Raw genomic sequence first — 25,532 nt, forward strand, 5'->3', positions numbered from 1 at the left:
ACTTTCATTTCATATTTCCACAGGTGAACTCAAAGGTTTCCTCCTCAAGAAAGGGATTTTAAGTGAGAATCCAAACTGCACGCGATTGATTAAAAAAACCATTTCTTCAGCAATCCTATTTAGGAAACCTACTCTTTTTACTTGGCTCATTTTTCTTTATCTTTGCAAACTACAAAAATCCCAAAATGTCAAAGTCCCTTATACCCAAACTCGAAGCCATAAAACAACGCTACAACGAAGTTGCAGACCTTATCATCCAGCCGGAAATCATTTCTGACCAGAAAAAATACTCCACGCTGAATAAAGAATACAGCGACCTGGGGAAAATTGTTGCTGTTTTCGACCAATACATGCAGGCTTTGAACACCATTGAAGAATCAGACGAAATCATCGCCGACGGTTCAGACAAAGAGTTTGTCGAAATGGCAAAAGTAGAAAAATACGAAATGCTCGATAAAATCCCAGGATTAGAAGAACAGTTAAAAGTCCTTCTAATTCCAAAAGATCCAACCGATGACAAAAACGTTATCGTTGAATTAAGAGCCGGAACTGGTGGTGATGAAGCGGCAATTTTTGTAGAAGATGTCTATCGTGCCTACGCCATGTATTTCAAATCAAAAGGTTGGAAACACGAAATTACCGATTCCAGCGAAGCTTCAAAAGGATATAAAGAATTGATTATAAGAGTAGAAGGAAATGATGGCGTTTACGGTATCATGAAATTTGAATCCGGAGTTCACCGGGTACAGCGTGTTCCCGAAACAGAATCGCAAGGAAGAGTTCACACCTCTGCTATTACAGTCGCAGTTTTACCTGAAGCCGAAGAAGTTGATTTTGAATTAAATCCGGCAGACATTGAAATGCAGACTTCCCGATCTGGTGGCGCAGGTGGGCAAAACGTAAATAAAGTAGAAACGAAAGTTCAGCTAACGCACAAACCTTCCGGAATGGTCGTTGTTTGTCAGCAGGCACGTTCGCAGCTGGCTAACCGTGAACTGGCCATGGAAATGCTCCGAACAAAATTATACGATATCGAATTGCAAAAAGCAGTTGGTGATGTTGCCGCCCAAAGAAAATCAATGGTTTCCACCGGTGACCGTTCGGCAAAAATCAAAACCTATAATTATTCCCAAGGAAGAGTTACCGATCACAGAATCAACAAATCAATGTACAACCTTGATGCTTACATGAACGGCGATATTCAGGAAATGATTGATGCCGTTATTATGGCGGAGAATGCAGAGAAAATGAAAGGCGAGGAGGATAATTATTAATATAATCCGTCCACAGTTTCAACATATCTATAAAACTTTCAGATTTTTCTGGAAGTTTTATTTAATAAATATTTTGTTACCCACCTTATTTAATTCGTTAACGCTTCGAAATCAACAGTTACATTGCGAAATTTTTTCTCCCTGAAAAATTTCTTAAAAAACCGTAACTTTACCTCCTCTAAAGCTAAGAACAATGCGCCAAAAAATACAAAACACAAATCCCGACTTTTCCTTAAAACCGGAACAAACAGTTCCCTATTTTTTCGAAAAAGACGGTTTGGAAATGAAATCTTCATACACCGAAAAAGATTCAAAAACATTAACCGAAAAAGAATTTTCCGCAGGAATCGCGCCTTATCTGCGGGGACCATATTCTACGATGTACGTTCAAAAACCTTGGACTATCCGCCAATATGCGGGATTTTCTACGGCGGAAGAATCTAATATATTTTATAAAAAAAATCTCGCTGCCGGACAAAAAGGTTTGTCGGTTGCGTTCGATTTAGCGACGCATCGCGGTTATGATTCTGATCATCCAAGGGTTGAAGGAGATGTTGGGAAAGCAGGTGTAGCCATTAATTCTGTAGAAGACATGAAAATTTTGTTTAATGAAATTCCATTAGATGAAATTTCGGTTTCAATGACCATGAACGGTGCGGTTTTGCCGGTTTTGGCTTTTTATATCGTAGCTGCAGAAGAACAGGGAGTTTCCCAAGATAAGCTTTCAGGAACTATTCAGAATGACATATTAAAGGAGTTCATGGTTCGGAATACTTATATTTATCCGCCAACTCCATCGATGAAAATTATTGCAGACATTTTTGAATATACGGCTAAAAATATCCCCAAATTTAATTCGATTTCCATTTCGGGTTATCACATGCAGGAAGCTGGCGCAACACCGGTTCTGGAAATGGCTTATACTTTGGCTGATGGTCTGGAATATGTAAGAACAGGCATGAAAGCCGGAATGAAAATCGATGATTTTGCCCCACGCTTATCCTTTTTCTGGGCAGTTGGCATGAACCATTTTATGGAAATTGCAAAAATGCGTGCAGCGCGGTATATCTGGGCGAATTTATTAACGCAGTTTAACCCTCAGAATCCTAAATCTCTTGCTTTAAGAACTCATTCTCAAACTTCAGGTTGGAGTTTAACAGAACAGGAACCCTTCAACAATATTACGCGAACCACTATCGAAGCTTTATCCGCCGCTTTGGGTGGAACACAGTCTTTGCATACCAACGCACTGGATGAAGCGATTGCTTTACCGACGGATTATTCCGCGAAAATCGCACGAAACACGCAGATTATTTTACAGCAGGAAAGTGGTATTTGTGATGTTGTAGATCCAATGGGGGGAAGTCATTTGGTGGAAAGTCTGACCCAAAAAATGATTGAGGAAGCGATGAAATTTATTGATGAAGTAGAAAAAGAAGGTGGAATGACGAAAGCCATCGAAGCCGGAATTCCGAAAATGCGCATTGAAGAAGCCGCCGCCAAAAAGCAGGCAAAAATTGATAGCGGGGAAGAATTCATTATTGGAGTTAACTCATTTAAATCCAATCAAAAACAGATGGAACTGGATATTTTAGATATCGATAATTCCGAAGTTCGCAGAAAACAGATTGAAAGATTGCATCAAATCAAGAACGACAGAAATCCTGAAGCGGTAACAGAAATTTTAGAAACCTTAAAAGAAGCTGCGAAATCCGGAGAAGGAAATCTTTTAGAAATTTGCATTGAAGCGGCAAGAAGAAGAGTAACTTTAGGAGAAATGAGCGATGCAATGGAAGAAAGCTTCGGGCGTTACAAAGCCAATATCAGAACCATACAAGGAGTTTATGCCATGAATGCAAGCAAAAATGAATATTTCGGAAAAGCACTTTCTTTAGCAGAGAAATTTGAACAACATGAAGGAAGAAGACCTCGAATTATGGTCGTAAAAATGGGCCAGGACGGTCATGATCGCGGTGCAAAAGTAGTCGCAACCGCATTCGCCGATATGGGATTCGATGTCGATGTTGCACCTTTATTTCAGACTCCCGAAGAAGTGGCAAAACAGGCGGTAGAAAACGACATTCATATTTTGGGCGTTTCCTCTTTGGCGGCCGGCCATAAATTTCTTGTTCCGCAGGTTGTGGCAGAACTAAAAAAACTGGGTGCAGATGATATTACCATCGTTGTTGGAGGAGTAATTCCTAAACAGGATTATGAATTCCTTTATGAAAACGGCGCAGATTTTATTTTCGGACCGGGAACTAATTTACCGAAATCGGCGTGTGAAATTTTGGAAGGATTTTTAAAAAGTTAAAAATATGAAAACTGCATTGCATCAAAATTTATCTGATAAAATCAAAGATATTCCTGATTATTTATTAGAGGAATTATCAGATTATATTGATTTTCTTTTATTTAAAAAAGAAAAAGATTGGGCCGAAAATCTTTCTGAAGAAGAAACGAACAGTATTAATAAAGGAATAGAAGATATTAAAATGGGAAGAACTCATTCACACGAATCCGTAATGGAGGAAATGGAAAACTACATCAAGTTGCGTAAAAATGAATAAGATTGTCTGGTCCGATTCTGCCAAAATAAATTTTAGAAATACGATTGATTATCTATTTGAAAAATGGACATTTAAAGAGGTTATAAACTTTAAAAATAAAGTTGAAATACTAACAGAAAACATTTCTAAAAACAGCTCTTTTTGCCCTAAATCTAAAATTAATAATTTGAGGAAATGCAAAATAGACCGGAATAATTCTTTAATTTATTTTGCTGAAAATAAAGGAATCTATATTGTAACTATTGTCAATAGCAGATCTTTTCATCAATATTAAAGAGAATTAATTAAATTCTCCACTTCAATTTTCTTGTCGGAATATTTCTTTTGTAAATCCGAATTCTCTCCCATTCTTTTATAATATTCCAAAGCTTTTTGTCCGAAGAATTTTTTATGAAAATCAGAAACATCGGGAACTAGTGGAAATTCTTTATGAAAGAGCATTTCGTAATACGACTGAAATTCTCTTTCATTTTTATCTTCTACTAAAGTTTCCCGCGCTTTCTGACGAACGTGCAACATTTCATGAGCAACCATGTTTGCAACCAAATTCAGATCGAAATCAAAAAGGTTTCGGGGAATCATAACCATTTGTTTTTCGCCGAGAACTCCTTCTGTGGTCAACAACATTTTATCAGGTTCCAATTCTGGCCGGAAACCGAAACCTGCAAAGTTTTCGCTTTCTAATCCGAAGAAATTAATGAGAAATTGTGCAGCATCGAAAATCTGATCATGCTGTTTGTAAGCGTTGAGATGGTCTTTGACATGTTCTAAATTCATCACTTAAAGATATTAATTTTTGCTTCAAAACATGATCTGTAACTAAAGTTTTTTAATACAAATGGGCAAAGAAACTACAAATACACTTAAAAAATTACGGTCGCAAAGGCGTTTGACTTCGTCGAATCTTCGGTTCCACTTAGCAAAGTGCGGATTTAAAAATATTAATATTGAATTTACGATTGAATGAAATTTGTAAACCGTTGATTTGGCTAAAGCCACTCACTTGTTTTCATAAAAAAACGAGCCGAAGCCCGTTTCTATTGATGGTTTTGTTTAGAAAACAATTTTATTTTTAAATCCCGGTTGTGACCCGACTTGAGTGGAGCTCTTTTTAATTGTTGGCTGAGCGAAGCAGAAGCCGATAATTAAAAAAGCGGGAACGGAAGGCGGAAAAGTCGCCAAAAAAAATAAAAAATTAACTTTCGACGTAGTCAAATTTGTCGCCCTAATAAATATCTTCAAACTCCATATCCACTTCTAATTTCTCTGCCAGAAGTTTGGAAATTTTAACTCTAAGTGGTTCAATATCGATATTTTCCATTGCGTCATTCGCAAAGGCGAACAATAACATTGCCTGCGCTTCTTTTTTGGAAATTCCACGGGCACGAAGGTAAAACAAAGCGTCTTCATTCAATTGACCGACTGTACAACCGTGAGAACATTTCACATCATCTGCGAAAATTTCGAGTTGTGGTTTGGTGTCAACCGATGCTCCTTCATCCAACAGAATATTATTATTTTGCTGATAAGCATTGGTTTTCTGCGCGATTTTATCTACAAAAACTTTACCGTTGAAAACCCCGTGAGATTTGCCTTTGTAAATTCCTTTGTAGTTTTGGTAACTCTCGCAATGTGGCGTTTTGTGATGAACTGCGGTATGATGATCCACCAATTGCTCGCCATCGATGATCGTAATTCCGTTCATAAACGAGTTGATATTTTCACCGTTATGAATGAAATCCAAGTTATTACGAACTAATTTTCCGCCGAAAGAGAAAGTGTTCACCGTCGTTAAACTGTCACGTTCCTGTTTGGCGAAAGTGTGATCCATCATGTACGAAGTGTCGCTGTCATTCTGCACTTTATGCCAATCTGCTTTTGCATTTTGGTACGTAAAAATTTCAGTCACAGAATTGGTAAAAACGTAAGTTTCATCGAAATTATGGTGGCTTTCGATGACTTCGATTTTAGAGCCTTCTTCAGCAATCAATAGATTCCGGGTGTTGTAAACTGTGTTTTCTTCCTGGTTCTGAGAAATATAGAAAACGTGAATCGGTTTTTCGATGACCACATTTTTGGGGACTTTTAAGAAAAATCCTTGCTTGCAATAAGCAGTATTCAAATTCGTAAACGCTAAATTTTGGTCGGCGATCGTATTGAAATACTGATCGAAAACGTCTTTATGTTTTGGATCGTTGAGTGCATAATTGAACGAAAGCAACTCTACATTTTCAATGGTAATTTTGGACAGTTCTTTATGCAACTTTCCATTAATGAAGACAATCCAGTCGAAATTTTCTTCGCCCAAATGCAGTTCCTCAATCTGTTCTTTGGAAATCGTATGTGCTTCTGTAGGGAAGAAATTATAATTTTTCTCGGTGATTTCCCGTAAGTTCGTGTATTTATATTCCTCGTCTTTTTTAGTGGGAAAACCGTAATGAAAGAACTTTTTGAGTGCTTCATTCCGGGTCTCATCCAGAAAACGGTGTTGAAGCGTTTCTAAAAAAGCGGTGTGGTTATTCTGTATATTTTCTAATAGAGCCATTATTTATATTTGATATTTGAAGTTTGATATTTGAAATTCTTATGCTCAAACATCATTCATTTTCTTTATTCCTATTAAATTTATTGCCTTTATGTTCCGAATTTTTAAGATAAGTAATAAATCCTGACAGCATTTCCGACATGTTAGCTGCTTCATCTTTAAGAGTTAAAAAAGTACTTTCATCCAGATAATTCCGATCAAATGCCCTTATTAACTGAGAACGGACTTCTCCTACAGACCCTTTCGACATGGTAAGGAAATTTACAAATTCTCTGTTTCCCTCCCTTTCGAAACCTTCAGCAATATTATCCATCACAGAAGCAGAAGACCGATCGATTTGATTTTGATCATGTTTTTGAAATTTGATATTTTTAAGACCATGCCTGTCTATATTTTGACAAAAAATCCTTGATTTTTCCAAATTTCCAGATCTTCGAAGTTTTTTATCGTTGGCATAATTTCAAATTTCAAACATCAAATTTCAAATTAATTAAGCAGCCAATCGTATCCTTTTTCTTCCAATTCTAAAGCAAGAGATTTATCACCGGTTTTGATGATTTTTCCGTCAGCTAAAACGTGTACAAAATCTGGCTGAATATAATCTAAAAGTCTTTGATAATGCGTGATCAATAGAACTGCATTTCCTTCACTTCTGAAAGAATTTACGCCGTCTGCAACGATTCTTAAGGCATCAATATCCAAACCGGAATCGGTTTCATCCAGAATCGCTAATTTCGGATTCAACATCATCATTTGGAAGATTTCATTTCTTTTTTTCTCGCCACCGGAAAAACCTTCGTTGAGTGAACGGGCCAGGAAATCTCTTTTGATATTTAATTTCTCAGAATTTTCTTTGACTAAAGCCAACATTTCTTTTGCCGGCATCGCTTCTAAACCTTTTGCTTTTCGGTTTTCGTTGATGGCGGCTTTGATAAAGTTGGTCACGGTTACTCCCGGAATTTCTACGGGATATTGAAAAGAAAGGAAAATTCCTTCGTGTGCTCTTTCTTCTGGAGCGTCTTCGATAATGTCTTTTCCTTCGAAAAGAATTTCACCATCAGTAACTTCATATTCCTCTTTCCCAGCAATAACTGAAGCTAAAGTAGATTTTCCTGCTCCATTTGGCCCCATAATAGCGTGTACTTCGCCGGGATTGATTTGTAGATTGATTCCTTTTAAGATTTCTGCTCCGTCCTGGATTCTAGCGTGTAAGTTTTTGATTTGTAACATATTATTGTTCGTAATGTCCTTTTAAAGACAATATATTTAAAATTTCTATTGTGTTTTCGTTTGCCATCTGATAAATCAGCCGATGTTCCTGGTTGATTCTTCTTGACCAAATTCCTGATAAATTATGTTTTAAAGGTTCAGGTTTTCCAATTCCTTTAAAGGGATTTTCTTGAATAGCACGGACAAGTTCCGAGATTTTTTTCAGGACCAATTTATTTCCCGATCTCTGCCAAAAATCCAAATCGCTTTTTGCTTTTCTAGAAAAAATTATTTCCATAAAGCGTCAAGTTCTTCCATGGTCATTTTTATTCCTTCTCCCGCTTTTATTTCTTTTTGGGCTTTCAAAATTTCTTTTACAAATTCCGGATTGTAGGATTTCTCTTCTTTCTGCTCAATTTCAAAACCCAAAGCTTTTGCAAGCGATTTTATCACCTCAAAATCTTTTTTCTTTACTTTCTTCAGAATAAGTTCCATTTTCTTTAATTTTTTTTTAAAATTACAAAAATCTACCCAACACTTCCTTCTAAAGAAATTTCTAATAATTTTTGTGCTTCAATCGCAAATTCCATCGGTAGCTTATTCAAAACTTCTTTTCCGAAACCGTTTACAATCAATGCAATTGCTTTTTCTGTACTAATTCCTCTTTGGTTGCAATAGAAGATTTGATCTTCCCCGATTTTTGAAGTTGTGGCTTCGTGCTCGAGTTGTGCCGTCGGATTTTTAACTTCGATATAAGGGAAAGTGTGTGCGCCACATTCATTGCCCATTAATAGAGAATCACATTGTGAAAAATTACGCGCTCCTTTTGCAGAAGGCATCATTTTCACTAATCCGCGGTAAGAGTTGTTTGATTTTCCGGCTGAGATTCCTTTAGAAATAATGGTTGATTTGGTATTTTTCCCGATGTGAATCATCTTGGTTCCGGTATCTGCATACTGGCGATGATTGGTTACCGCAATTGAATAAAATTCTCCAACAGAGTTATCTCCTTTTAAAATACAGCTCGGATATTTCCAGGTTACAGCAGAACCGGTTTCAACCTGCGTCCAGGAAATTTTTGCGTTCTTCTCACAAATTCCCCGTTTGGTTACGAAATTGAAAACGCCACCTTTACCTTCTGAATCTCCAGGATACCAGTTTTGAACAGTAGAATATTTGATTTCGGCATCATCCATTGCAATTAACTCTACGACCGCAGCATGCAGCTGATTTTCATCTCTTGCGGGCGCAGTACAGCCTTCCAGGTAAGAAACGTAACTTCCTTCATCAGCGATTAACAAAGTTCTTTCAAACTGACCGCTGCCGGATTTATTAATTCTGAAATAAGTGGAAAGTTCCATCGGGCATTTGACGCCTTTTGGAATATAGCAGAAACTTCCGTCTGAAAATACGGCTGAGTTTAAAGCTGCATAAAAGTTATCACCTCTGGGAACAACTTTCCCGATATATTTGCGGACCAATTCCGGATAATCTCTGATGGCTTCAGAAATTGCGCAAAAAATAATTCCTTTTTCTTTTAAAGTTTTTTGGAAAGTGGTTTTTACAGAAACTGAATCGATAACAATATCCATTGCCACTCCTGATAATCTTTTTTGTTCCTCGATGTTAATCCCAAGTTTAGCGAAAGTTTTCAGTAATTCCGGATCTACTTCATCCAGGCTGGCTAATTCAGGTTTTACGGTTGGTGCAGCATAATATCGAATCGATTGAAAGTCAACTTTTTCGTAATTCACATTGGCCCATTCCGGCTCCTCCATTTTCAGCCACATTCTGTAAGATTCCAAACGCCACTCGGTCATCCATTCCGGTTCTTCTTTTTTCGCAGAAATCATTTTTACGATTTCTTCGGACAAACCCGTCGGAAAATCGTCATATTCAATATCCGTGGTAAACCCGTATTCATATTTTTGATTTTCAAGATCGACCCGAAGATCGTCTTCCGTATATTTTGTTGCCATTTTTTAATGAAAATTAAATGTGTTTTACAGCGAGAAACTCTCACCGCAACCGCAAGTTCTGTTTGCATTGGGATTGTTGAATACAAATCCTTTCCCATTCAACCCTGCTGAAAATTCTAATATTGTTCCTGCTAGATAAAGCACTGATTTTTTATCGACAACGATTTTAATACCATTATCTTCAAAAACCTGATCTGAATCTGTTTTTATATTATCAAATTTCAGAACATATTCTAAACCGGAACAACCGCCGCTTTTTACACCGACTCGTATATAATCTTCCCAAGGATCGAAACCGTCTTCAGTCATTAACTGAATGGCTTTTTCTTTCGCTAGATCGCTAACTTTTATCATTGTTTTTATTTAGAATCATTTTAGATTGCAAAATTACTAATAATATAATGAATATCAAATTTGCTTCGGTATATTTGTCTATCAATGTTATAGACGGTGGAATTTAACTTTCACCCCTAATTATCATCAAAAAATCAAATTATTTAAGAATGAAAAAAATCGCCGTACTCGTCTTGGGCTTAGCTGCCCAAATTATTTTCGCTCAAGCGAACCGTTTTGTATATCAGGTAACTATGAAACCAGACTCTACTGACAGAAGTACCACAAAAACCGAAGTAGCCAATCTCGACATTTCGGGAGGAAATTCTATTTTCTACGCTGAAAACAGATTGAAAAGAGATTCTATTATGGGACGGATGAGACAAACCGGAAGTTTTAATTTTGACAGAAGTCAAATGCAGAGCTTGCGCACAAACATGGACTTCATTATTGAAAAAGATTATAAAACCGCGAAAAAATTATATAAAGCAAGAATTCTGCGCGATCAGTACGCTTATGAAGAAGACCGGCCAATGAATTGGAAAATCCTTCCGGAAACGGCAACAATTGGAGAATATAAAACCCAGAAAGCAGAGACGAACTTTGCTGGAAGAACTTGGTATGCTTGGTTTACACCAGAAGTTCCTTTTCAGGATGGCCCTTATAAATTTTCCGGACTGCCCGGTTTAATTGTTAAAGTTGAAGATGCTAAAGGCGATTACAGTTTCGATTTAAAAGAAGCCAAGAAAATTAATGAGGTTGTGAATTTCGACCAAAGAGGTTCTACGATAAATATTAAAAGAGCGGCCTTCGAAAAGCAACAGGATCAGTTCAGAAAAGATCCAATGGCAGCCATGGCCTCAATGGGTGGTCAAATGAGAATTCAAATGGATCCAAATCAGCGAAAGCAAATGGAGGAACGCCAAAAAGAAGAACAGAAGAAAAACAACAATCCGATTGAATTAAAATAAATCATAAAAAATCCCGGTTAGCAAATGTTAACCGGGATTTTTGTATTGTGAAGTTTTAGATATTCTCCTCAGCCTTCAGCCATTTCGAACTAGAAAGGTATTGATGGTCGGGATAATAAATGAAAAGACAGTTCTTCCCTTTGATGGTATTGATAATCGTTTCAGCTAAAGCGCGGGGAACCGCAGGACATCCCCAACTTCTACCTATTCGTTTTTGATTTTTAATAAAACCTTCGCTCACATAATCTGCACCGTGCATCACGATCGCCCGTCGGAAAGCTGCATCATTGTAGCCCGAATCCATTCCCAAAAGTTTCAACGAATAACCGTTGGAACCATTATACGTACTTTCTGTAATAAAAAAACCAAGACTGCTTTGTAAAGAACTCTCGGTATTTGAAAATTTCTGAGCGAATTCTTCACCTGTGTTTTTTCCGTGAGCAACCAGAGAGTTATAAAGGACTTTTTTTTCATTCAGATCAATGACCCAAAGTCTCTTCTCTGTGGAAGATAACGAAAAATCGCAAATGGTTAATAAATGAGAATCTTCATCTAATTTTCCTTCTTTTTTAAGATTGGTAAATCCTACAAAGGCTTTGGAAAAAACTTCGGACTGGAGTTGATTGATGTTGTCGAAACCGATCGAACTGTAGATTTCTTCCGCATATTTTGCGGTAGACTTCGGCTCTATTTTTAAGACTAAGTTTTGTGACTGTGTGTTTAAAGGAGTTTCTGTTGGGTTTTTCTCTAAGTCTTCTAAGTTATAAAAAGAGGTAGCAAAAAATAAAACAGTTATTAATGGTAAAAGGATCTTCTTCATTCTATATATTATGTTAAACGATTTTTCGCTGGCAAAATTACAATTAATTAATTATCAGACAATTGAATAGTAAGTTTTTAACTTTTCTTAAGAGGATTTAACGATTATCAGGCCAGGTCAATTAAATTTATTAATTTTGCAAAAGCATGTCACGAACTTTGAAAATATTTTTTATGGTTTTGGGATTGAGTATTTTTATTCTTCCCAAGCAGATGCTTTATGCTCAAAGTACAGTTGAATGCTGCGATCAGAAATCGACTAAAGAAGATTGTTGCAAAACAAAAAAACCAACCACCTGTCATTCTGAAAACTCCACAGACAATTCCAAAAAAAACAACTGTGGCGATGATTGTAACAAATGTCATTCATGCACAGTTCATTTCGTAATGAATTATCCTTCATCAGAATTTAATTCAAATTTAAAAAAGCATTTTTTTATTCAGGACCTTAATTTCGGGTATGGGAATTCTTATTTCTCTTCCAATATTCAAAACATCTGGCAACCCCCTAAAATAGGTTAACACAATAGACTACAGCCAAAAGAACGTTCTTTTGGCAACCTTTTATGTTAATTAACTTATTTTAAAAATGAAAACTTTGATAAAAAGTCTTTGCTTATTTTCCCTTATATTCACTTCATTCTTATACGCACAAACAGTCACAAAATCAACTTTCCTGGTTAAAGGAGAATGCGGTATGTGCAAAGAAAGAATAGAAAGTACAGCAAAAAAAACAGGCGCAAAAACCGCCAACTGGAACGCCGATACTCAGCAGCTGGAAGTGGAATTTGATGCAACCAAAACTTCGGCTGATCAAATTTTAAAGAAAATCGCAGATGCCGGGCACGACAACGAAAAATTCACTGCAACTGATGCGGTTTACGAAAAACTTCCTTCCTGCTGTCATTATGATAGAGCGCCTTCTTTTCTAAAAAAAGAAATTTCTTCGAATCCTTTGAAAAATGATCATCAGTTTTTTGTTCGTGGGAACTGCAGTTCATGCAAAGCGAGAATCGAAAAAGCGGCGGCCAGTGCTGGTGCAGATTCGGCAACCTGGGATGCAGAAACGCAGATTGTAACATTAAACTTTAATCCTGAAAAAACTTCAGCGGATTTAATATTAAAAAAGATTGCAGAAGTTGGGCATGATAATGAGAGGTACACTTCGAAAGATGATACTTACAAAAATCTTCCCGGCTGCTGCCTGTACGACCGGGAATTACCTTTGGGCGTGAAAAGTGATTTGGTTCACCATGATGAAGCGCCAGCGCCTAAAAAAGACTTTTCGGAACATGCTGATCATTTCGATAAATCAATTGAAGAAGTCCGGTTAATCAAACTGGCAGATGCAACGGCTTTAAGTAAAAAAGAAACCGGCTTGACCTTTAATATCGGTACCAAAGAATTATTGAAAGCCGCCTGTTGTAACCTATCGGAAAGTTTTGAAACGAATGCGACCGTTGATGTTTCTTTCACGAACGCTGTTACCGGAACCAAGCAATTGAAAATGTTAGGTTTGGATCAAAAATACACTGCGTTGACGAAAGAACTCTTGCCTTCCATTCGTGGTTTAGCAGCACCTTATGGATTGAATTTAATTCCCGGAAGGTGGATTGGCGGCATCCAGCTAACGAAAGGAGGAAGCACCGTGGTTAATGGCTACGAAAGTATCACGGGACAAATTAATACCGAACTTTTAAAAGCAAATGAGAAACCAGAAACGGCGATTAACTTTTTTGCAGACGCGAACGGAAGAGTAGAGAGCAATATTACCGCGACTTCTCAACTGAACGAACATTGGAGTCAGTCGCTCTTGCTTCATGGCAATGCGACTTTAGGAAGAATTGACTCTAACAATGATGGCTTTCTGGATCAACCGACGGGAAATCAAATTAATGCTGCCTATCTTTTAAATTATAATGATTTGGAGCATTCCGGCTTAGGAACTCATTTCGGAATTAGTTTTGTGAAAGATGAACGTTTCGGAGGACAAACTGCGTTTGACAAGAAAACCGACCGTTCTCAACAAAATGCTTATGGGGTTGGAATCGACCTTTCCCGTTTCGAAATCTGGAATAAAACCGGATATATTTTTAAAGGCAAACCTTACCAAAGTATCGGCTGGATGAACCAGTTTACGACACATCAACAGGACAGTTTCTTTGGAAACAGAAATTATTGGGGAAACCAGAATACTTTTTACTCGAATTTGGTTTTTGAAAGCATTATCGGAAATACCAATAATAAATTCAAAACGGGCGCAAGTTTTCTATACGATAAATACGACGAAGATTATCTGACTCAAAATTATAAAAGAACGGAAACCGTACCTGGATTATTTTTCGAATATACTTTGACAGGGCTGAAATACACTTTGGTTGCCGGAGCCAGAACAGATTTTCACAATTTGGCAGGAACGCAGTTTACGCCAAGATTAAACTTTAAATATGATGTTTTGCCTAAAACAATTCTTAGACTTTCGGCCGGAAAAGGTTTTAGAACCGCTAATGTTTTTGCTGAAAGTCAGCAATATTTCGGATCGAACAGACAAATTGAAATCTTAGGAAATGGTGGAAAAATCTATGATTTGAAACCTGAAATTGCCTGGAATTACGGAGCAAGCGTGCAGCAGGAATTCAAATTATTTAACAGAAAAGCGACTTTGATTGCAGATTTCTTCAGAACAGATTTTCAAAATCAAGTCCTGACCGATTTAGATATTTCTCCCCAAAAAATCGTTTTTTATAATCTGGAAGGAGAATCATTTGCCAACAGTTTTCAAACTCAGTTGGATTTTACGCCAGCAAAAAACTTAGAAATGAGATTGGCATATAAGTATTATGATGTTCAGGCAGATTTTACTGGAGGAAAAAGAGAAATTCCCTTTATGGCAAAAAACAGAGGTTTCTTTAATACCTCCTACTCTACTGACAAAACAGACAATGGTGCTTTCTGGAATGTTGATGCAACGCTTCAGCTGATTGGAAAACAGAAACTTCCCAATTTAAATACGAATCCTTCAGCATACAGATTACCGGAATATTCTAAAAGTTACACTACTCTTAATGCCCAGATTTCCAGAAATTTTAATAAAAACATTCGCGCTTATGTCGGCGGAGAAAACCTGTTAGGTTATACGCAGAACAATCCGATTATTGATGCTGAAAATCCTTTCGGGAATTATTTTGATGCAGGAATGGTTTATGCACCGATTATGGGAGCAAATGTGTATTTCGGCCTTGATTTTAAGTTCTAATTAAATTTCATACTTTTGAAAAAAATAGAAAACATGAGAATATTGCCATTATTAATAGCAAGTGCCGCGATTCTTTATTCGTGCGATAAAAAAGTTGCCTCTTCAACAGAAACTGCTGAAGTTGCAACTCCGATGAATGATTCCACAAACGTTGCTGATACAAATTCTGCCAGTGGAGAATCGGTTTCACAGGATGCTACAGCAGTTACTGCAAATAGTACAGGTGAAAAACCCGCCTTGAATCCTGAACATGGCCAACCTTTTCACCGTTGCGAGATTCCTGTTGGAGCGCCAATCGACAGTGCGCCACAGCAAAATGCGGCTCCTCAGGTAATGCCTCAGCAAAATGCTTCAAACAATAATTTTAACACAAGTCCAATTTCACCTGCGCTTTCGCCTTCACCTGCACCAATGCAGGCATCTGGGCCGAAACCTGCTAATAATCCGGCACACGGCGAACCTCATCACCGATGTGATTTAGAAGTTGGCGCTCCTTTAACTTAAAAATTGGGAATTAAAAAAGCGGTAGATATAAAACCTTCCGCTTTTTGAAACTTGACTTTAAAACCTCGGCGATGTCGGGGTTTTTTACTTTAAATAAACCAGATCGCCTTTAAAATCATCTTCTAAACTTTTCAGGACTTTTGCAGTTTTGGTTTTTTCAATAAGTCCTTTCACGAAAAAACTCGTTTCGAAGAATTGGCGGTGAACGCCTGGAAGCAATTCCATGAAATAATCCATTCCTACTTGATTGTTATGCAGATCCATTTTAGTTTCGAGTGGTTTATTGGGAAAAAGTTCTTCGTGCAAATCGGTCATTTTCCTGCAATAATCCAAAGCTTTTTGTGGCGAAGAAATTTTGCAGCAGTACATGAGAATCAGGCAGTTCCAGAGCGCATGTCGAAAAGCATTTCCTTCTCCATTGGTAGCATGGGATTTGGGGAAATGTTTTTGTGCTAAGGAGAAACTTCTCACGGTTGCGTAAAATCCCAGAATTGAAAATAATGGATGCGCAATAATCAACCGCAAAAGTTTCATAATTTTGGTAAAACTTAAGGATCTTAAAGCGTTGAATATTATTTTGATGTTTCTCATAAAAAGAAATCCCACCTTTAATTGAGGTGAGATTTTATTAGTAATTGAAATGTGTTAAGCGTGCGCTAACAATCTTACTGTTTTCGAAACTTTATCTTTGATTTCGGTTCTTTTAACAATGAAATCTACGAATCCTTTTTCCTGCAGAAACTCTGAAGTCTGGAATCCTTCCGGTAAATCTTTTCCTATTGTTTCACGGATCACACGAGGACCGGCGAAACCGATCAAAGCTCCCGGTTCTGCAATAATAATATCAGCGGTCATCGCAAAAGAAGCGGTAATCCCACCAAAAGTTGGATCACATAAATAGGCGATGTACAGCAAGCCGGCTTCTGAAAGCTGAGCCAGTTTCGCCTGTACTTTTGCCAACTGCATCAGTGAATAGGTTGCTTCCTGCATTCTCGCTCCACCAGACTGGCAGATAATCATGTACGGGAGTTTGTGTTCAATGCAATAATCAACTGCACGACGGATTTTCTCACCCATCACGGAACCTAAAGATCCACCGATAAAACTAAAATCCATACAGGAAATCACCATTTTCTCACCATTAACAGTTCCTACTGCATTTCTGATTGAGTCTGTTAATTTCGTTTTGGCTTTTACTTCTTTCAGCCGGTCTGTGTAAGACTTGGTATCTTTGAAACTCAACATATCTACACTTTCAACACCAGCGTCGAGTTCCGTAAATTTGTTGTCATCAAAAAGAATTGAAAAGAATTCTCTACTGCCAATTCTCACGTGGAAACCATCTTCTGGAGACACATAATTATTAGCTTTCAGTTCTTCATGTTCCACAATCTTTCCACTTGGGGTCTGATGCCAAAGTCCTTTGGGAACGTCTTTTTTATCTTCTGTAGAAGTAGTGATGTTTTGTGTTTTCCTTTTAAACCAGTCAAATGCCATTGAGTTTAATTTTAGATTATAAATTTCAGATTGCAAATAAAAACAAATTGCTTTTAAAAACAATATCTAAAATAATTTAATTACAAAGTATTAATATTGTTTAGGTCTTCAAATGCCTGCTCCAATCTTTTGCTAAAGGTTTCTTCGCCTTTTCTCACCCAACCTCTTGGGTCATAATATTTTTTGTTCGGTTTGTCAGCACCGTCAGGATTTCCGATTTGGGTTCTAAGATATTCGATATTATTGACCATGAAATCCCGGATTCCTTCCGTGTAAGCGAACTGTAAATCGGTATCGATATTCATTTTAATTACCCCATAATCGATTGCTTCTCGAATTTCTTCTAAAGAAGAACCCGATCCACCGTGGAAAACGAAATTAATTGGTTTTGCTCCTAATCCGTATTTCTCTTCCACATATTTCTGAGAATTATCAAGAATCTTCGGTGTTAATTTTACATTCCCCGGCTTGTAAACTCCGTGAACATTTCCAAAAGCTGCAGCAATCGTAAAGTTTGGCGAAATAGCATTTAATCTTTCGTAAGCATAAGCAACTTCATCAGGCTGGGTATATAATTTTGAAGAATCTACCCCCGAATTATCTACTCCATCTTCTTCGCCACCGGTAATTCCCAATTCGATTTCTAATGTCATTCCCATTTTTGCCATTCTCTCGAAGTACTTGCAGGAAATGTCCAAATTTTCTTCGATTGGCTCTTCTGATAAATCAAGCATATGAGAAGAATAGAGCGGTTTTCCGGTTTGGGCAAAAAACTCTTCACTCGCATCAAGCAGTCCATCTATCCATGGCAATAATTTCTTCGCACAGTGATCGGTATGCAAAATAACGGTTGCTCCGTAAGCTTCTGCTAAAGTATGAATATGTTTTGCTCCGGCGATCCCTCCTAAAATTGCGGCTTTTTGTCCGTCATTGCTCAATCCTTTTCCTGCGTTAAAAGCAGCACCACCATTAGAAAACTGAATAATTACAGGAGAATTCAGTTTTGCGGCGGTTTCTATCGTTGCATTGACGTTGCTGGAACCAATAACATTCACTGCGGGAAGTGCAAATTTATTTTCCTTTGCGAACTGGAAAATGTCTGAAACCATTTGCCCTGTGGCAACTCCTGCCGGAAATTTCTTGCTCATAGTTGATATTTTTATAGATTTATTTTTTGCTGATTTTGGAACAGTAAAGTTAAGTATTTAAAGTTGAATATCTAATTTCTTTTGTCATTTCCCCACAGCAGTTTCTGACGGATTGTTTCGTAAAAACTAAGATTCGTGGGATGAATCAAGAGTATTTTAAAATGAGCTTTCCGCAAGATGATTTCTACATCAGTTTCCATGTGGAACAGGCGGGAATCCAGTGACAGTGAATATTGTGGAACACGGCTTTTTACCTTTAACAGAATCTCAACATCATCATTTACGATGAGCGGGCGAACATTCAAATTATGGGGAGCAATGGGTGTAATGACAAAAGTGTTGTTATTGGGTGTAATAATGGGACCACCACAACTCAGCGAATAAGCAGTTGATCCCGTTGGAGTCGAAATGATAATTCCATCACCCCAAAAAGTATTAAGAAACTCATCATTAATATAAGATTCCACTGTGATCATCGCAGTAGTTTCTTTTCGTGAGATGGTTAAATCATTTAATGCGTAAGGGAAAAACATTGAATTATTGGGTGAAATAATTTCAATAACCGACCGTTCACTGATTTTCATATCTCCTTTGATAATCCCGTCGAGTTCCAAAAAAACTTCTTCTTTGGTAAAACTTGCCAGAAAACCAAGTCGTCCTGTATTGACGCCCACAACCGGAATCAGTAAATCCTGTACAAAAAGAAGGGAATTCACAATGGTCCCGTCGCCACCGAAAGTAAAAAACAAATCTACTTTCTTTTCTTTCAAATCCTGTTTACCGGCAAAGGTTTCAAAGATTTTAGAAAACTGCATTGCATCTGCCATTTCCTCATACAGAATGGCTTGAACTCCTCTTTTTTCGAGTTCAGATACAAATTTACTCAGATACAAAAAGGTATCTAAATCATTTTTCTGGGAATAAATAGCTGCTTTCATCTTCTTTTTTCATTTGTCAGATATAACACCGACAGATTTTTATTTCTTTTCAATAAGCGGATATTATGTTTCATCTGTTTTAAAATTCCATATATTTTTGAAAAAATCCGAACCGGTCTTTCAGCAGTTCTTCTTTCTCGTCATCATAATATTTCTGAACCACGCTGTATCCGTAGCGTTCAAAAGTTTCATCAATCGAGCTTAAATTTTCGCTGCTTATTTTTAAAGTAATCTGTACATCATCTCCTTCAAAAGCGCTGATATAACAACCATAAATCTTACTGTTATTCGATTCCACGATTTTACAGATATCAGTCATCGAGTAGTTTCTTTTATTGTTTTGAATCACCAACAATGCCCCATTCTCTGAGAATAACGGATATTTTGCAAACTCGCAGAAAACGTCGTCACAGGAAAGATAGCCCTGGTATTTTTCCAATTTATTAATGATCGGAACGACATTGCTGTTGAAAGTATAAAAAAGCTTAATCGAATCTAAAACATTCCCATCGTCAAGCAGGGCAAATTTTTCATAATGATGTTCAAGCGTCTGCAGTGTTCCTTCAGGACTTTCCTCTAGAAACTGCTGACTTAACGCGCCCTGATAAACCCCTTTCTTCTTGATGAAAACGTGGGTATAGCCAAATTCTTTGGCTACTTCATTGGCTTCTTCTATGGAATCGCTGGTATTGAACGCAGGATAATCTTTAGAAATGTAATCTTTGATAAACATTAGCCAAATTTAGCAAAATAATAAAAGAGAATGATCCTTTTTGAAATAATTTAAAATTTACAAAAAAAGATTTGGATAGTATAAATCTAATTATATATCTTTGTCGCCTTTCATTTTTACTTTTTATTAGATTTATTTAAAACCGCACTACTTCAGGGTCTTGCGGTTTTTCTTTTTTAGGGCTTCTCGCCCGCAGAAAAATCAGTCCAGCAAGGATAATAAGTGCCCCTGCAAATTGCATCGCCGTCAGCTTTTCCCCATCCAACAAGCCCCAAATTACAGCAACTACCGGCATTAATAAAGTGACCGTAGAAGCAAATAAAGGCGTGGAGATATTGAGCAGGCGATAATTCAGCATCATGGCCAGCCCCGTTCCAAAAACCGAAAGCAAACTCACAAAGCCCAATCCGATGAACAAATCTTTGTTCGGATGAAGATCATTAAAGAATCCTGCAAATACAAGCGCAATGAGAGATGGGACGATTAACACAAAGGAAAACACAAATGCAGACAGAATTTTCGCCGGTATTTCATGGAGTTTAGATTTTACAGTAGTCATTGAAATGGCATAACCCAGAGTCGCTACCAGAAGCAAAATAATAGGTATTAATTTCAGCTCTCCACCTTCTCCGCCAGAAACCGCTAAAATGCACGCACCAGAAAAACTTATTGCCACGCCAATTAATTGCCTTTTCGTTGTTGAAAATTTCCAAAAAAGAAACCCAACGATGATCACAAAAATAGGCATCATCGAATTGACAATTCCTGCAATACTGCTGCTGACTTTGGTTTCAGCAATCGGAAAAAGAAACATCGGAATAAAATTCCCGGTTAAAGCCGCCAGGACTAACCACTTTAAATGTTTTCTGGGAAATTTTTTAATATTACTTATTGCCATTGGAAGCAAAAGAATTCCGGCGATCAAAACCCGTAAAGCACCCACTTCATAAGGATTAAAATGCTCGAGCGACTTTTTAATAAGAATAAATGAAGAACCCCAAATGATAGAGAGCACTATCAGCAAAACCCATCTTTCTTTTTCAGGATTCATATTTGTTGATTTTTTAATAGATTTAAATAGTCTTTTTTTGAAATCATGGTTGCGCCCAAACTTTCCAAATGTTCGGAATAAATCTGACAGTCGATCAATTCCAGGTTTTCTTTCTGACTTTGAATAAAATGAATAAATCCCGCTTTCGAAGCGTTGCTCACTTTCGCAAACATGCTTTCGCCACAGAATATTTTCCCGATCTGCAGGCCGTAGAATCCACCGACTAACTGATCATTTTGCCAAACTTCAATACTTTTTGCGATCCCATTTTCCTGAAGCTCTACAAAAGAATCGATTAACTCCTCTGAAATCCAGGTTCCGTCCTGATCTTTTCTAAAAGTATTTTTGCATTCTTCCATGACTTCGCGAAAACATGTATTTGTGGTAAAAGTAAAAACCTCATCGCGCAAAATCTTTTTCATCGATTTAGAAATTTTTAAATCTTGGGGAAAAAGCACGAATCTTGGATCGGGACACCACCAAAGGATTTCTTCGCCCGGATTATACCACGGAAACAGCCCGAGCTGATAAGCGAAATACAACCTCTGAGGCGACAGATCGCCACCCATGGCCATGATTCCGGATTCTGACTCCAACAAAGCGGGATCAGGAAAAGAAATTTCATTGGGATCTAGGAGAATCATCTGAAAATTAAATCCTGCCAAAAAAGCAGGATTTATAAAATTTCAATATTAAAACGGCAAATCGTCTTCGTCTTCTTCAAAAACGCCTTTTCCTTCCGCAGGTTTAGTTGCAGATGGTGTTGCCTGAGTTGGTTCAAAACCACCAGCTGATTCTAAGTTTTCAACTTTCCAGCCTGTGATTGAGTTGAAATATTTCACTTCTCCTTGTGGTGAAGTCCACTCTCTCCCTCTAATATTGATAGAAACTTTCACTTTATCACCTTCTTTCAAGGGATTAAGTAAATCTCCTTTTTCTTGAAGAAATTCGATATTAATGGGTTGCGGATACTGCTCTTCGGTTGTTAAAACCATTTCTCTTTTCTGAAATCCGCTCGCAAACGTCTGAACTTCAGTTATTTTCTTTACTGTTCCTTGTAATTCCATGATATAAATTCGTTAAAGCGGTAAAAGTAATAAAAAGGAATCTAAAAAGAAAGTTCTGGGTGTATTTTCGAAAAAATTAAATTTTTTAAAAAATAGTTTGGTTTAGAAAGAAAAAATCTTTTATATTTGCACTCACAAAAAAAAGAACAGTGTTCATTTAGCGGATGTGATGTAATTGGTAGCCATGCCAGACTTAGGATCTGGTGCTGTGAGGCGTGGGGGTTCGAGTCCCTTCATCCGCACGAAAATTTCTGAGGATTTTTTCAAGAAATTGCGAAAATAGCTCAGCTGGTAGAGCACGACCTTGCCAAGGTCGGGGTCGCGGGTTCGAATCCCGTTTTTCGCTCCACTTGCCTTGGTGGTGGAATTGGTAGACACGCAGGACTTAAAATCCTGTGTCCGTAAGGATGTACGGGTTCAAGTCCCGTCCGAGGTACTTTAAACGCTGTTAATCATTGATTAACAGCGTTTTTTTTGTTTCTTGTAAGTCTCGGAAACTTCTTCTTTTTTTTGTTTTCTTTTTTCTAATCCTGAAAACCCCCGCAAGTCCTGGTTTTAAGTGATGGTACTTTTTTTGTTGCTTTAAAATCAAATACCATATCATGTCAGATCACAATTTAAAAACACTTTCCGAAGTGCTCAATATTCTCAGACAACGGGGAATCACCAAAGAAATCACAATGAATTCTCAAAAACAACTGGTTTTGGGAAAAGATGAAAAACTTTATCAACCTGAAGACCTCTGCATCGTGAAGTCTTACCGGTTCGAAGGAGACAGCAGCGCAGATGACAATGCAGTGTTATATCTGATCGAAGACAAAGAAGGTGAATTATCAACGATACTGGATTCCTACGGTGGCGAAAGCAATTATAGCGGTGAGGAATTCGCCGATTTCTTACGAAAAGTACCTGTACAGGAAAATGAGATACACAATATTGATCAATAGAAAATCCGTCCCCATTTAATTAGAAGAAGAATTCTTTTTGAACAGGTTTTTGAAAATGCCCTTCTCCTTCACAACTTCTTTCTTTTCCTGAACTTTTCCTTTAACGTTGTTAAGTTTTTCCTTCACTTCTGCTTTCGTTTCTTTCAGTTCGGTTTTATTTTGTTCCAAAGCAGATTTGGTATTGCCGACTGTATTTTTTATCGACTGTTCTGTTTTAGGCGCATTTTTGCCGATTAAGGTTTTCTTTAAACCCTGTTCTATCCCGCGCCATAACATATTGAAAAAGGATTTCGTTTTATCCCGTTCTACCCCTTCGACTTCTACTGACGCTGGATAATTTCCGGAATTTGATTTTACAAAAATATTAGCCACCGCCGAAAGAAGTTTATTTTTATCGCCGGTTGGTTTCAGGATAGAAACTTTTAAATTCTGATGAACCATTTTCAAGGTTCCCTGAATGCCTTGCTTCGTTCCTTTAAAATCGAAAATCAGATCAGAGATCAAGCCGGTTGCCTGGATTTTCAGATAAGGCTCAATAAACGGATTAATTCTGGATGCCGGCAGATCTGCAATATTCCCCGAAATTGCGAAAGCATCGTTCGTATTTGCCGTATCAAAACTCCATTTGACATTCATCGGAGAAGCATTCATAAACCTGCAGTTGACCGAAATCGGAATCTGCGTAGGTTTTCCTGCCATTTTTGCTGAATTCAGGTTTTTCACATTCATATTGAAATCACTGAAAATAAGTTTTCCAGGCCCGTCACTTTTTTTGGTGTCTTCTTCGTACACCAAAAGTGAGTTTACAATATCTAAATTATTAATGAAAAGAGGAAACTTAATTGATCTCAATAATTCAGAATACATCGGCTTTTCGGTTAAATCATCTTTGGGAATTTTACTCCGGAAAATATTGGCATTTACATTATTAAGAGCAACATTTTCCAGATTGAGATATTGGTTTTCCGAAATCAAATCCCACGTTCCATTTGCGCTGATTTTACTGACCGCAATATCATACAAATCCTTTTCAGACGGAATCATTCGTATAAATTGTGCCCGTGAAACGGTAGGTTTCATCGCAAAATTAGAAATCTGAACCGCATTTTTATTCAATTTTAAAAGTGAAGCCGTCAGATTATAGAATTTAGTTTTATAATTAAAGTTCCTGGTCGTCAAATTGTAATTCCCGGTTTTAAAAGGAATGGCCTCTTTGATGGTTTGCGCATTCATTTCGATATTTTGAAAATTGGCGTTCAACTCTTTAAAAACCAAAGGCTGGTTTTTACGGTCCACAACCAAATTTGAATTCTTTAAAACTACATTTTTCACCGTTAATGGAAACTGAACTCCCTCAAAAGTGGGTTTCTTTTTTTTTGAATTATTGGCAGTTCGAATGGTTCCGTTTAATTGATCGACTACAATATTCTGAACATCTAATTTCAGTTTATTATTGATGAATTGCCAGTCATTAATTTGAAAATTGAGTTGATTTGCGGTAAGATCCAGACTTGTTTTATCAGCATTGACCGCGGTTGGCTTTACCGAAACATTCTGGAAGTCCGCAGACTTTGGCTTCACCGATAAATGGGCAACTTTCACGTTTTCATGGTCCGAAACATAACTGATGTTTTTTCCTTTGATATCAAAATTCTCATATTTAAAAGGAATTTTCCCCTTTACCGTTTCGGCATTCATCTGCAAATGACTGATTTGCACTGTTAAATTTTCGGCAACAAATAAAGGATTCTCTCCGGGTTTAAGAATCGTGATTTTTGCGTTATTTAAAAGTACATTTCCCAGATTCAGCTCATTGGTAAAACTTCTCTTCTTCTCCTTTGGTTTTACATGGGTCGTAAACACCGTTATTTCCGGATTATCAAATTTCACATCACTGAGAGACCATTTATTATCTTTAATAATGAAATCTTTAAAACTCATTTCAGCAGCTTTAATGTCAAATAGATTTCGTTTTTTGGGATAATATTTCAGAAAATTCTGATAGGATAAAAGCGGAATCATGGCGAACTTTTTCACGTTCATTTGCCCATCTTCCGTCGAAATCGATTCTGCGGTAAACGCGTACAAATTATCAGGACGGAAAAAGAAGTTTTTTCCTGTAAGATGGTACTTTTCAAAAGCAATGGGTAATTGATCGCCGAGGGATTTTTCGGTCATTTGAAGATTTTGAACCATCAAAGTCAAATCTTTTACGGACAGCAATTTCTGTTTGGTATGCCGGAAAATCTGAATATTTCCACGACTGATATTGATATTTTTAAACTGAACAGGATTTGCTTTTTCCCCCGTTTTTTCATCAATCGGTTTCGGGAGATTGATATTGAGTTTTGGATTTTTAAGTATTAAATTATCGATAGAAACACTTTTATTAAAAATCAGATCAAAAATCCCTAATCTTGAAACCGATAACGTATCGACCGTCCCCTGCAATCCAACTTTGTCGGTACGATCCGGATTTTGATTATTGATGGTAATTCCGGTGGCAAAAATATTTCCGGTTTCTAACTCGACATCCAGTGTCTTATAAGTAATAATATATTCAGAATTCTTTTTGATGTAACCTGGCAGATTGCTTCTGAGCCACAAGTTCAACCCAAAATTGATGGAGAGAAAAAGCAAAAGCAGAATCCCCAGGATGATTGAAAAAATTCTAAATTTTTTATTCTTCAT

Annotated in this window: 24 protein-coding genes, 3 tRNA genes and 1 pseudogene; 10 read left to right on the plus strand and 18 right to left on the minus strand. The window is 37.2% G+C overall.

What is annotated here, in order from left to right:
* Positions 1 to 185 precede the first annotated feature (185 nt).
* The 3 genes from prfA to QGN23_RS09550 all read left to right on the plus strand — a co-directional run bounded on the left by prfA (position 186) and on the right by QGN23_RS09550 (position 3,844).
* The gene (gene prfA / locus QGN23_RS09540) at positions 186 to 1,274 is read left to right on the plus strand and encodes a peptide chain release factor 1 (protein WP_282904090.1); all 1,089 of its coding nucleotides are present in this window, start codon (positions 186 to 188) and stop codon (positions 1,272 to 1,274) included.
* Between the two features lie 193 nt (positions 1,275 to 1,467).
* The gene (scpA, locus tag QGN23_RS09545; protein ID WP_282904091.1) at positions 1,468 to 3,588 is read left to right on the plus strand and encodes a methylmalonyl-CoA mutase; all 2,121 of its coding nucleotides are present in this window, start codon (positions 1,468 to 1,470) and stop codon (positions 3,586 to 3,588) included.
* A 4-nt stretch (positions 3,589 to 3,592) separates the two neighbouring features.
* Positions 3,593 to 3,844: a hypothetical protein gene (locus QGN23_RS09550; protein ID WP_282904092.1), complete on the plus strand. Its 252-nt coding sequence runs from the start codon at positions 3,593 to 3,595 to the stop codon at positions 3,842 to 3,844.
* A 270-nt stretch (positions 3,845 to 4,114) separates the two neighbouring features.
* Here the strand turns inward: QGN23_RS09550 and QGN23_RS09555 are convergent, their stop codons facing one another.
* The 8 genes and pseudogenes from QGN23_RS09555 to QGN23_RS09590 form a co-directional block, all read right to left on the minus strand.
* On the minus strand, positions 4,115 to 4,621 hold the full coding sequence (locus QGN23_RS09555) for a hypothetical protein (RefSeq protein ID WP_282904093.1): 507 nt from the start codon (positions 4,619 to 4,621) through the stop codon (positions 4,115 to 4,117).
* Positions 4,622 to 5,069: 448 nt separating this feature from the next.
* Positions 5,070 to 6,389 carry a Fe-S cluster assembly protein SufD gene (sufD, locus tag QGN23_RS09560; protein ID WP_133439329.1) on the minus strand — a complete coding sequence of 440 codons (1,320 nt, stop codon included), beginning with the start codon at positions 6,387 to 6,389 and terminating at the stop codon, positions 5,070 to 5,072.
* Positions 6,390 to 6,441: 52 nt separating this feature from the next.
* Positions 6,442 to 6,845: pseudogene (locus QGN23_RS09565) on the minus strand (four helix bundle protein).
* Positions 6,846 to 6,875: 30 nt separating this feature from the next.
* On the minus strand, positions 6,876 to 7,619 hold the full coding sequence (sufC, locus tag QGN23_RS09570; RefSeq protein ID WP_282904094.1) for a Fe-S cluster assembly ATPase SufC: 744 nt from the start codon (positions 7,617 to 7,619) through the stop codon (positions 6,876 to 6,878).
* Between the two features lies 1 nt (position 7,620).
* Positions 7,621 to 7,896: a Txe/YoeB family addiction module toxin gene (locus tag QGN23_RS09575; RefSeq protein WP_282904095.1), complete on the minus strand. Its 276-nt coding sequence runs from the start codon at positions 7,894 to 7,896 to the stop codon at positions 7,621 to 7,623.
* Positions 7,887 to 8,093 carry a DUF2683 family protein gene (locus QGN23_RS09580; RefSeq protein ID WP_282904096.1) on the minus strand — a complete coding sequence of 69 codons (207 nt, stop codon included), beginning with the start codon at positions 8,091 to 8,093 and terminating at the stop codon, positions 7,887 to 7,889. The genes QGN23_RS09575 and QGN23_RS09580 overlap by 10 nt, the downstream gene beginning before the upstream one ends.
* 32 nt (positions 8,094 to 8,125) lie before the next feature.
* Positions 8,126 to 9,577 carry a Fe-S cluster assembly protein SufB gene (sufB, locus tag QGN23_RS09585; RefSeq protein WP_282904097.1) on the minus strand — a complete coding sequence of 484 codons (1,452 nt, stop codon included), beginning with the start codon at positions 9,575 to 9,577 and terminating at the stop codon, positions 8,126 to 8,128.
* A gap of 24 nt (positions 9,578 to 9,601) precedes the next feature.
* Complete coding sequence (locus QGN23_RS09590) at positions 9,602 to 9,931, minus strand: HesB/IscA family protein (RefSeq protein ID WP_282904098.1); 330 nt, start codon at positions 9,929 to 9,931, stop codon at positions 9,602 to 9,604.
* A gap of 149 nt (positions 9,932 to 10,080) precedes the next feature.
* Here QGN23_RS09590 and QGN23_RS09595 point away from each other — a divergent pair, with 149 nt between their 5' ends.
* On the plus strand, positions 10,081 to 10,881 hold the full coding sequence (locus tag QGN23_RS09595) for a GLPGLI family protein (RefSeq protein ID WP_282904099.1): 801 nt from the start codon (positions 10,081 to 10,083) through the stop codon (positions 10,879 to 10,881).
* A gap of 55 nt (positions 10,882 to 10,936) precedes the next feature.
* Here the strand turns inward: QGN23_RS09595 and QGN23_RS09600 are convergent, their stop codons facing one another.
* Positions 10,937 to 11,701 (minus strand): murein L,D-transpeptidase catalytic domain family protein, encoded by a 765-nt coding sequence (locus QGN23_RS09600; protein ID WP_282904100.1) that lies wholly within the window; start codon positions 11,699 to 11,701, stop codon positions 10,937 to 10,939.
* Between the two features lie 588 nt (positions 11,702 to 12,289).
* Here QGN23_RS09600 and QGN23_RS09605 point away from each other — a divergent pair.
* Together QGN23_RS09605 and QGN23_RS09610 are read left to right on the plus strand one after the other, a co-directional pair.
* The gene (locus QGN23_RS09605; protein ID WP_282904101.1) at positions 12,290 to 14,956 is read left to right on the plus strand and encodes a TonB-dependent receptor domain-containing protein; all 2,667 of its coding nucleotides are present in this window, start codon (positions 12,290 to 12,292) and stop codon (positions 14,954 to 14,956) included.
* Positions 14,957 to 14,971: 15 nt separating this feature from the next.
* The gene (locus QGN23_RS09610) at positions 14,972 to 15,460 is read left to right on the plus strand and encodes a hypothetical protein (RefSeq protein ID WP_282904102.1); all 489 of its coding nucleotides are present in this window, start codon (positions 14,972 to 14,974) and stop codon (positions 15,458 to 15,460) included.
* Between the two features lie 84 nt (positions 15,461 to 15,544).
* Here the strand turns inward: QGN23_RS09610 and QGN23_RS09615 are convergent, their stop codons facing one another.
* The 8 genes from QGN23_RS09615 to QGN23_RS09650 all read right to left on the minus strand — a co-directional run bounded on the left by QGN23_RS09615 (position 15,545) and on the right by QGN23_RS09650 (position 21,894).
* Positions 15,545 to 16,051: a DUF6973 domain-containing protein gene (locus tag QGN23_RS09615; RefSeq protein ID WP_282904103.1), complete on the minus strand. Its 507-nt coding sequence runs from the start codon at positions 16,049 to 16,051 to the stop codon at positions 15,545 to 15,547.
* A gap of 54 nt (positions 16,052 to 16,105) precedes the next feature.
* Positions 16,106 to 16,957: an acetyl-CoA carboxylase, carboxyltransferase subunit beta gene (gene accD / locus QGN23_RS09620; RefSeq protein ID WP_282904104.1), complete on the minus strand. Its 852-nt coding sequence runs from the start codon at positions 16,955 to 16,957 to the stop codon at positions 16,106 to 16,108.
* 80 nt (positions 16,958 to 17,037) lie between these two features.
* Entirely contained in the window at positions 17,038 to 18,105 is a 1,068-nt protein-coding gene (gene fbaA, locus QGN23_RS09625) for a class II fructose-bisphosphate aldolase (protein WP_282904105.1), read from the minus strand.
* Between the two features lie 71 nt (positions 18,106 to 18,176).
* On the minus strand, positions 18,177 to 19,043 hold the full coding sequence (locus tag QGN23_RS09630) for an NAD kinase (RefSeq protein WP_282904106.1): 867 nt from the start codon (positions 19,041 to 19,043) through the stop codon (positions 18,177 to 18,179).
* 79 nt (positions 19,044 to 19,122) lie between these two features.
* Complete coding sequence (locus QGN23_RS09635) at positions 19,123 to 19,776, minus strand: CBS domain-containing protein (RefSeq protein WP_282904107.1); 654 nt, start codon at positions 19,774 to 19,776, stop codon at positions 19,123 to 19,125.
* Positions 19,777 to 19,912: 136 nt separating this feature from the next.
* The gene (locus QGN23_RS09640; RefSeq protein ID WP_282904108.1) at positions 19,913 to 20,827 is read right to left on the minus strand and encodes a DMT family transporter; all 915 of its coding nucleotides are present in this window, start codon (positions 20,825 to 20,827) and stop codon (positions 19,913 to 19,915) included.
* Positions 20,824 to 21,471, minus strand: a complete 648-nt coding sequence (gene aat, locus QGN23_RS09645) for a leucyl/phenylalanyl-tRNA--protein transferase (RefSeq protein ID WP_282904109.1) — start codon at positions 21,469 to 21,471, stop codon at positions 20,824 to 20,826. Before aat ends, QGN23_RS09640 begins: the two co-directional genes overlap by 4 nt.
* Positions 21,472 to 21,519: 48 nt before the next feature.
* A complete protein-coding gene (locus QGN23_RS09650) occupies positions 21,520 to 21,894 on the minus strand; it encodes a DUF3127 domain-containing protein (RefSeq protein ID WP_133439313.1) in 375 nt (124 codons plus the stop codon).
* Between the two features lie 160 nt (positions 21,895 to 22,054).
* Between QGN23_RS09650 and QGN23_RS09655 the strand changes: the two genes are divergently transcribed.
* The 4 genes from QGN23_RS09655 to QGN23_RS09670 all read left to right on the plus strand — a co-directional run bounded on the left by QGN23_RS09655 (position 22,055) and on the right by QGN23_RS09670 (position 22,841).
* Positions 22,055 to 22,136: transfer RNA gene (locus QGN23_RS09655), tRNA-Leu, on the plus strand.
* Between the two features lie 31 nt (positions 22,137 to 22,167).
* A tRNA-Gly gene (locus tag QGN23_RS09660) sits at positions 22,168 to 22,243 on the plus strand.
* A gap of 3 nt (positions 22,244 to 22,246) precedes the next feature.
* Positions 22,247 to 22,330, plus strand: a tRNA-Leu gene (locus tag QGN23_RS09665).
* Between the two features lie 166 nt (positions 22,331 to 22,496).
* Positions 22,497 to 22,841 (plus strand): hypothetical protein, encoded by a 345-nt coding sequence (locus QGN23_RS09670; protein WP_282904110.1) that lies wholly within the window; start codon positions 22,497 to 22,499, stop codon positions 22,839 to 22,841.
* Positions 22,842 to 22,856: 15 nt separating this feature from the next.
* Here the strand turns inward: QGN23_RS09670 and QGN23_RS09675 are convergent, their stop codons facing one another.
* Positions 22,857 to 25,532 carry a hypothetical protein gene (locus QGN23_RS09675; protein ID WP_282904111.1) on the minus strand — a complete coding sequence of 892 codons (2,676 nt, stop codon included), beginning with the start codon at positions 25,530 to 25,532 and terminating at the stop codon, positions 22,857 to 22,859.

This window comes from Chryseobacterium gotjawalense, from assembly GCF_030012525.1.
GTDB lineage: Bacteria > Bacteroidota > Bacteroidia > Flavobacteriales > Weeksellaceae > Kaistella > Kaistella gotjawalense.

Excerpts from the sequence above, each read along its gene's own strand:
- QGN23_RS09640 (WP_282904108.1), bottom strand. The coding sequence starts at position 20,827 with ATGAATCCTGAAAAAGAAAGATGGGTTTTGCTGATAGTGCTCTCTATC.
- QGN23_RS09555 (WP_282904093.1), bottom strand. The coding sequence starts at position 4,621 with ATGAATTTAGAACATGTCAAAGACCATCTCAACGCTTACAAACAGCAT.
- sufB (WP_282904097.1), bottom strand. The coding sequence starts at position 9,577 with ATGGCAACAAAATATACGGAAGACGATCTTCGGGTCGATCTTGAAAAT.
- QGN23_RS09605 (WP_282904101.1), top strand. The coding sequence starts at position 12,290 with ATGAAAACTTTGATAAAAAGTCTTTGCTTATTTTCCCTTATATTCACT.
- QGN23_RS09675 (WP_282904111.1), bottom strand. The coding sequence starts at position 25,532 with ATGAAGAATAAAAAATTTAGAATTTTTTCAATCATCCTGGGGATTCTG.
- QGN23_RS09635 (WP_282904107.1), bottom strand. The coding sequence starts at position 19,776 with ATGTTTATCAAAGATTACATTTCTAAAGATTATCCTGCGTTCAATACC.
- QGN23_RS09550 (WP_282904092.1), top strand. The coding sequence starts at position 3,593 with ATGAAAACTGCATTGCATCAAAATTTATCTGATAAAATCAAAGATATT.
- QGN23_RS09630 (WP_282904106.1), bottom strand. The coding sequence starts at position 19,043 with ATGAAAGCAGCTATTTATTCCCAGAAAAATGATTTAGATACCTTTTTG.
- QGN23_RS09580 (WP_282904096.1), bottom strand. The coding sequence starts at position 8,093 with ATGGAACTTATTCTGAAGAAAGTAAAGAAAAAAGATTTTGAGGTGATA.
- scpA (WP_282904091.1), top strand. The coding sequence starts at position 1,468 with ATGCGCCAAAAAATACAAAACACAAATCCCGACTTTTCCTTAAAACCG.
- QGN23_RS09595 (WP_282904099.1), top strand. The coding sequence starts at position 10,081 with ATGAAAAAAATCGCCGTACTCGTCTTGGGCTTAGCTGCCCAAATTATT.
- QGN23_RS09650 (WP_133439313.1), bottom strand. The coding sequence starts at position 21,894 with ATGGAATTACAAGGAACAGTAAAGAAAATAACTGAAGTTCAGACGTTT.
- QGN23_RS09590 (WP_282904098.1), bottom strand. The coding sequence starts at position 9,931 with ATGATAAAAGTTAGCGATCTAGCGAAAGAAAAAGCCATTCAGTTAATG.
- QGN23_RS09670 (WP_282904110.1), top strand. The coding sequence starts at position 22,497 with ATGTCAGATCACAATTTAAAAACACTTTCCGAAGTGCTCAATATTCTC.
- QGN23_RS09600 (WP_282904100.1), bottom strand. The coding sequence starts at position 11,701 with ATGAAGAAGATCCTTTTACCATTAATAACTGTTTTATTTTTTGCTACC.
- accD (WP_282904104.1), bottom strand. The coding sequence starts at position 16,957 with ATGGCATTTGACTGGTTTAAAAGGAAAACACAAAACATCACTACTTCT.
- QGN23_RS09575 (WP_282904095.1), bottom strand. The coding sequence starts at position 7,896 with ATGGAAATAATTTTTTCTAGAAAAGCAAAAAGCGATTTGGATTTTTGG.
- sufC (WP_282904094.1), bottom strand. The coding sequence starts at position 7,619 with ATGTTACAAATCAAAAACTTACACGCTAGAATCCAGGACGGAGCAGAA.
- sufD (WP_133439329.1), bottom strand. The coding sequence starts at position 6,389 with ATGGCTCTATTAGAAAATATACAGAATAACCACACCGCTTTTTTAGAA.
- fbaA (WP_282904105.1), bottom strand. The coding sequence starts at position 18,105 with ATGAGCAAGAAATTTCCGGCAGGAGTTGCCACAGGGCAAATGGTTTCA.
- aat (WP_282904109.1), bottom strand. The coding sequence starts at position 21,471 with ATGATTCTCCTAGATCCCAATGAAATTTCTTTTCCTGATCCCGCTTTG.
- QGN23_RS09615 (WP_282904103.1), bottom strand. The coding sequence starts at position 16,051 with ATGAGAAACATCAAAATAATATTCAACGCTTTAAGATCCTTAAGTTTT.
- prfA (WP_282904090.1), top strand. The coding sequence starts at position 186 with ATGTCAAAGTCCCTTATACCCAAACTCGAAGCCATAAAACAACGCTAC.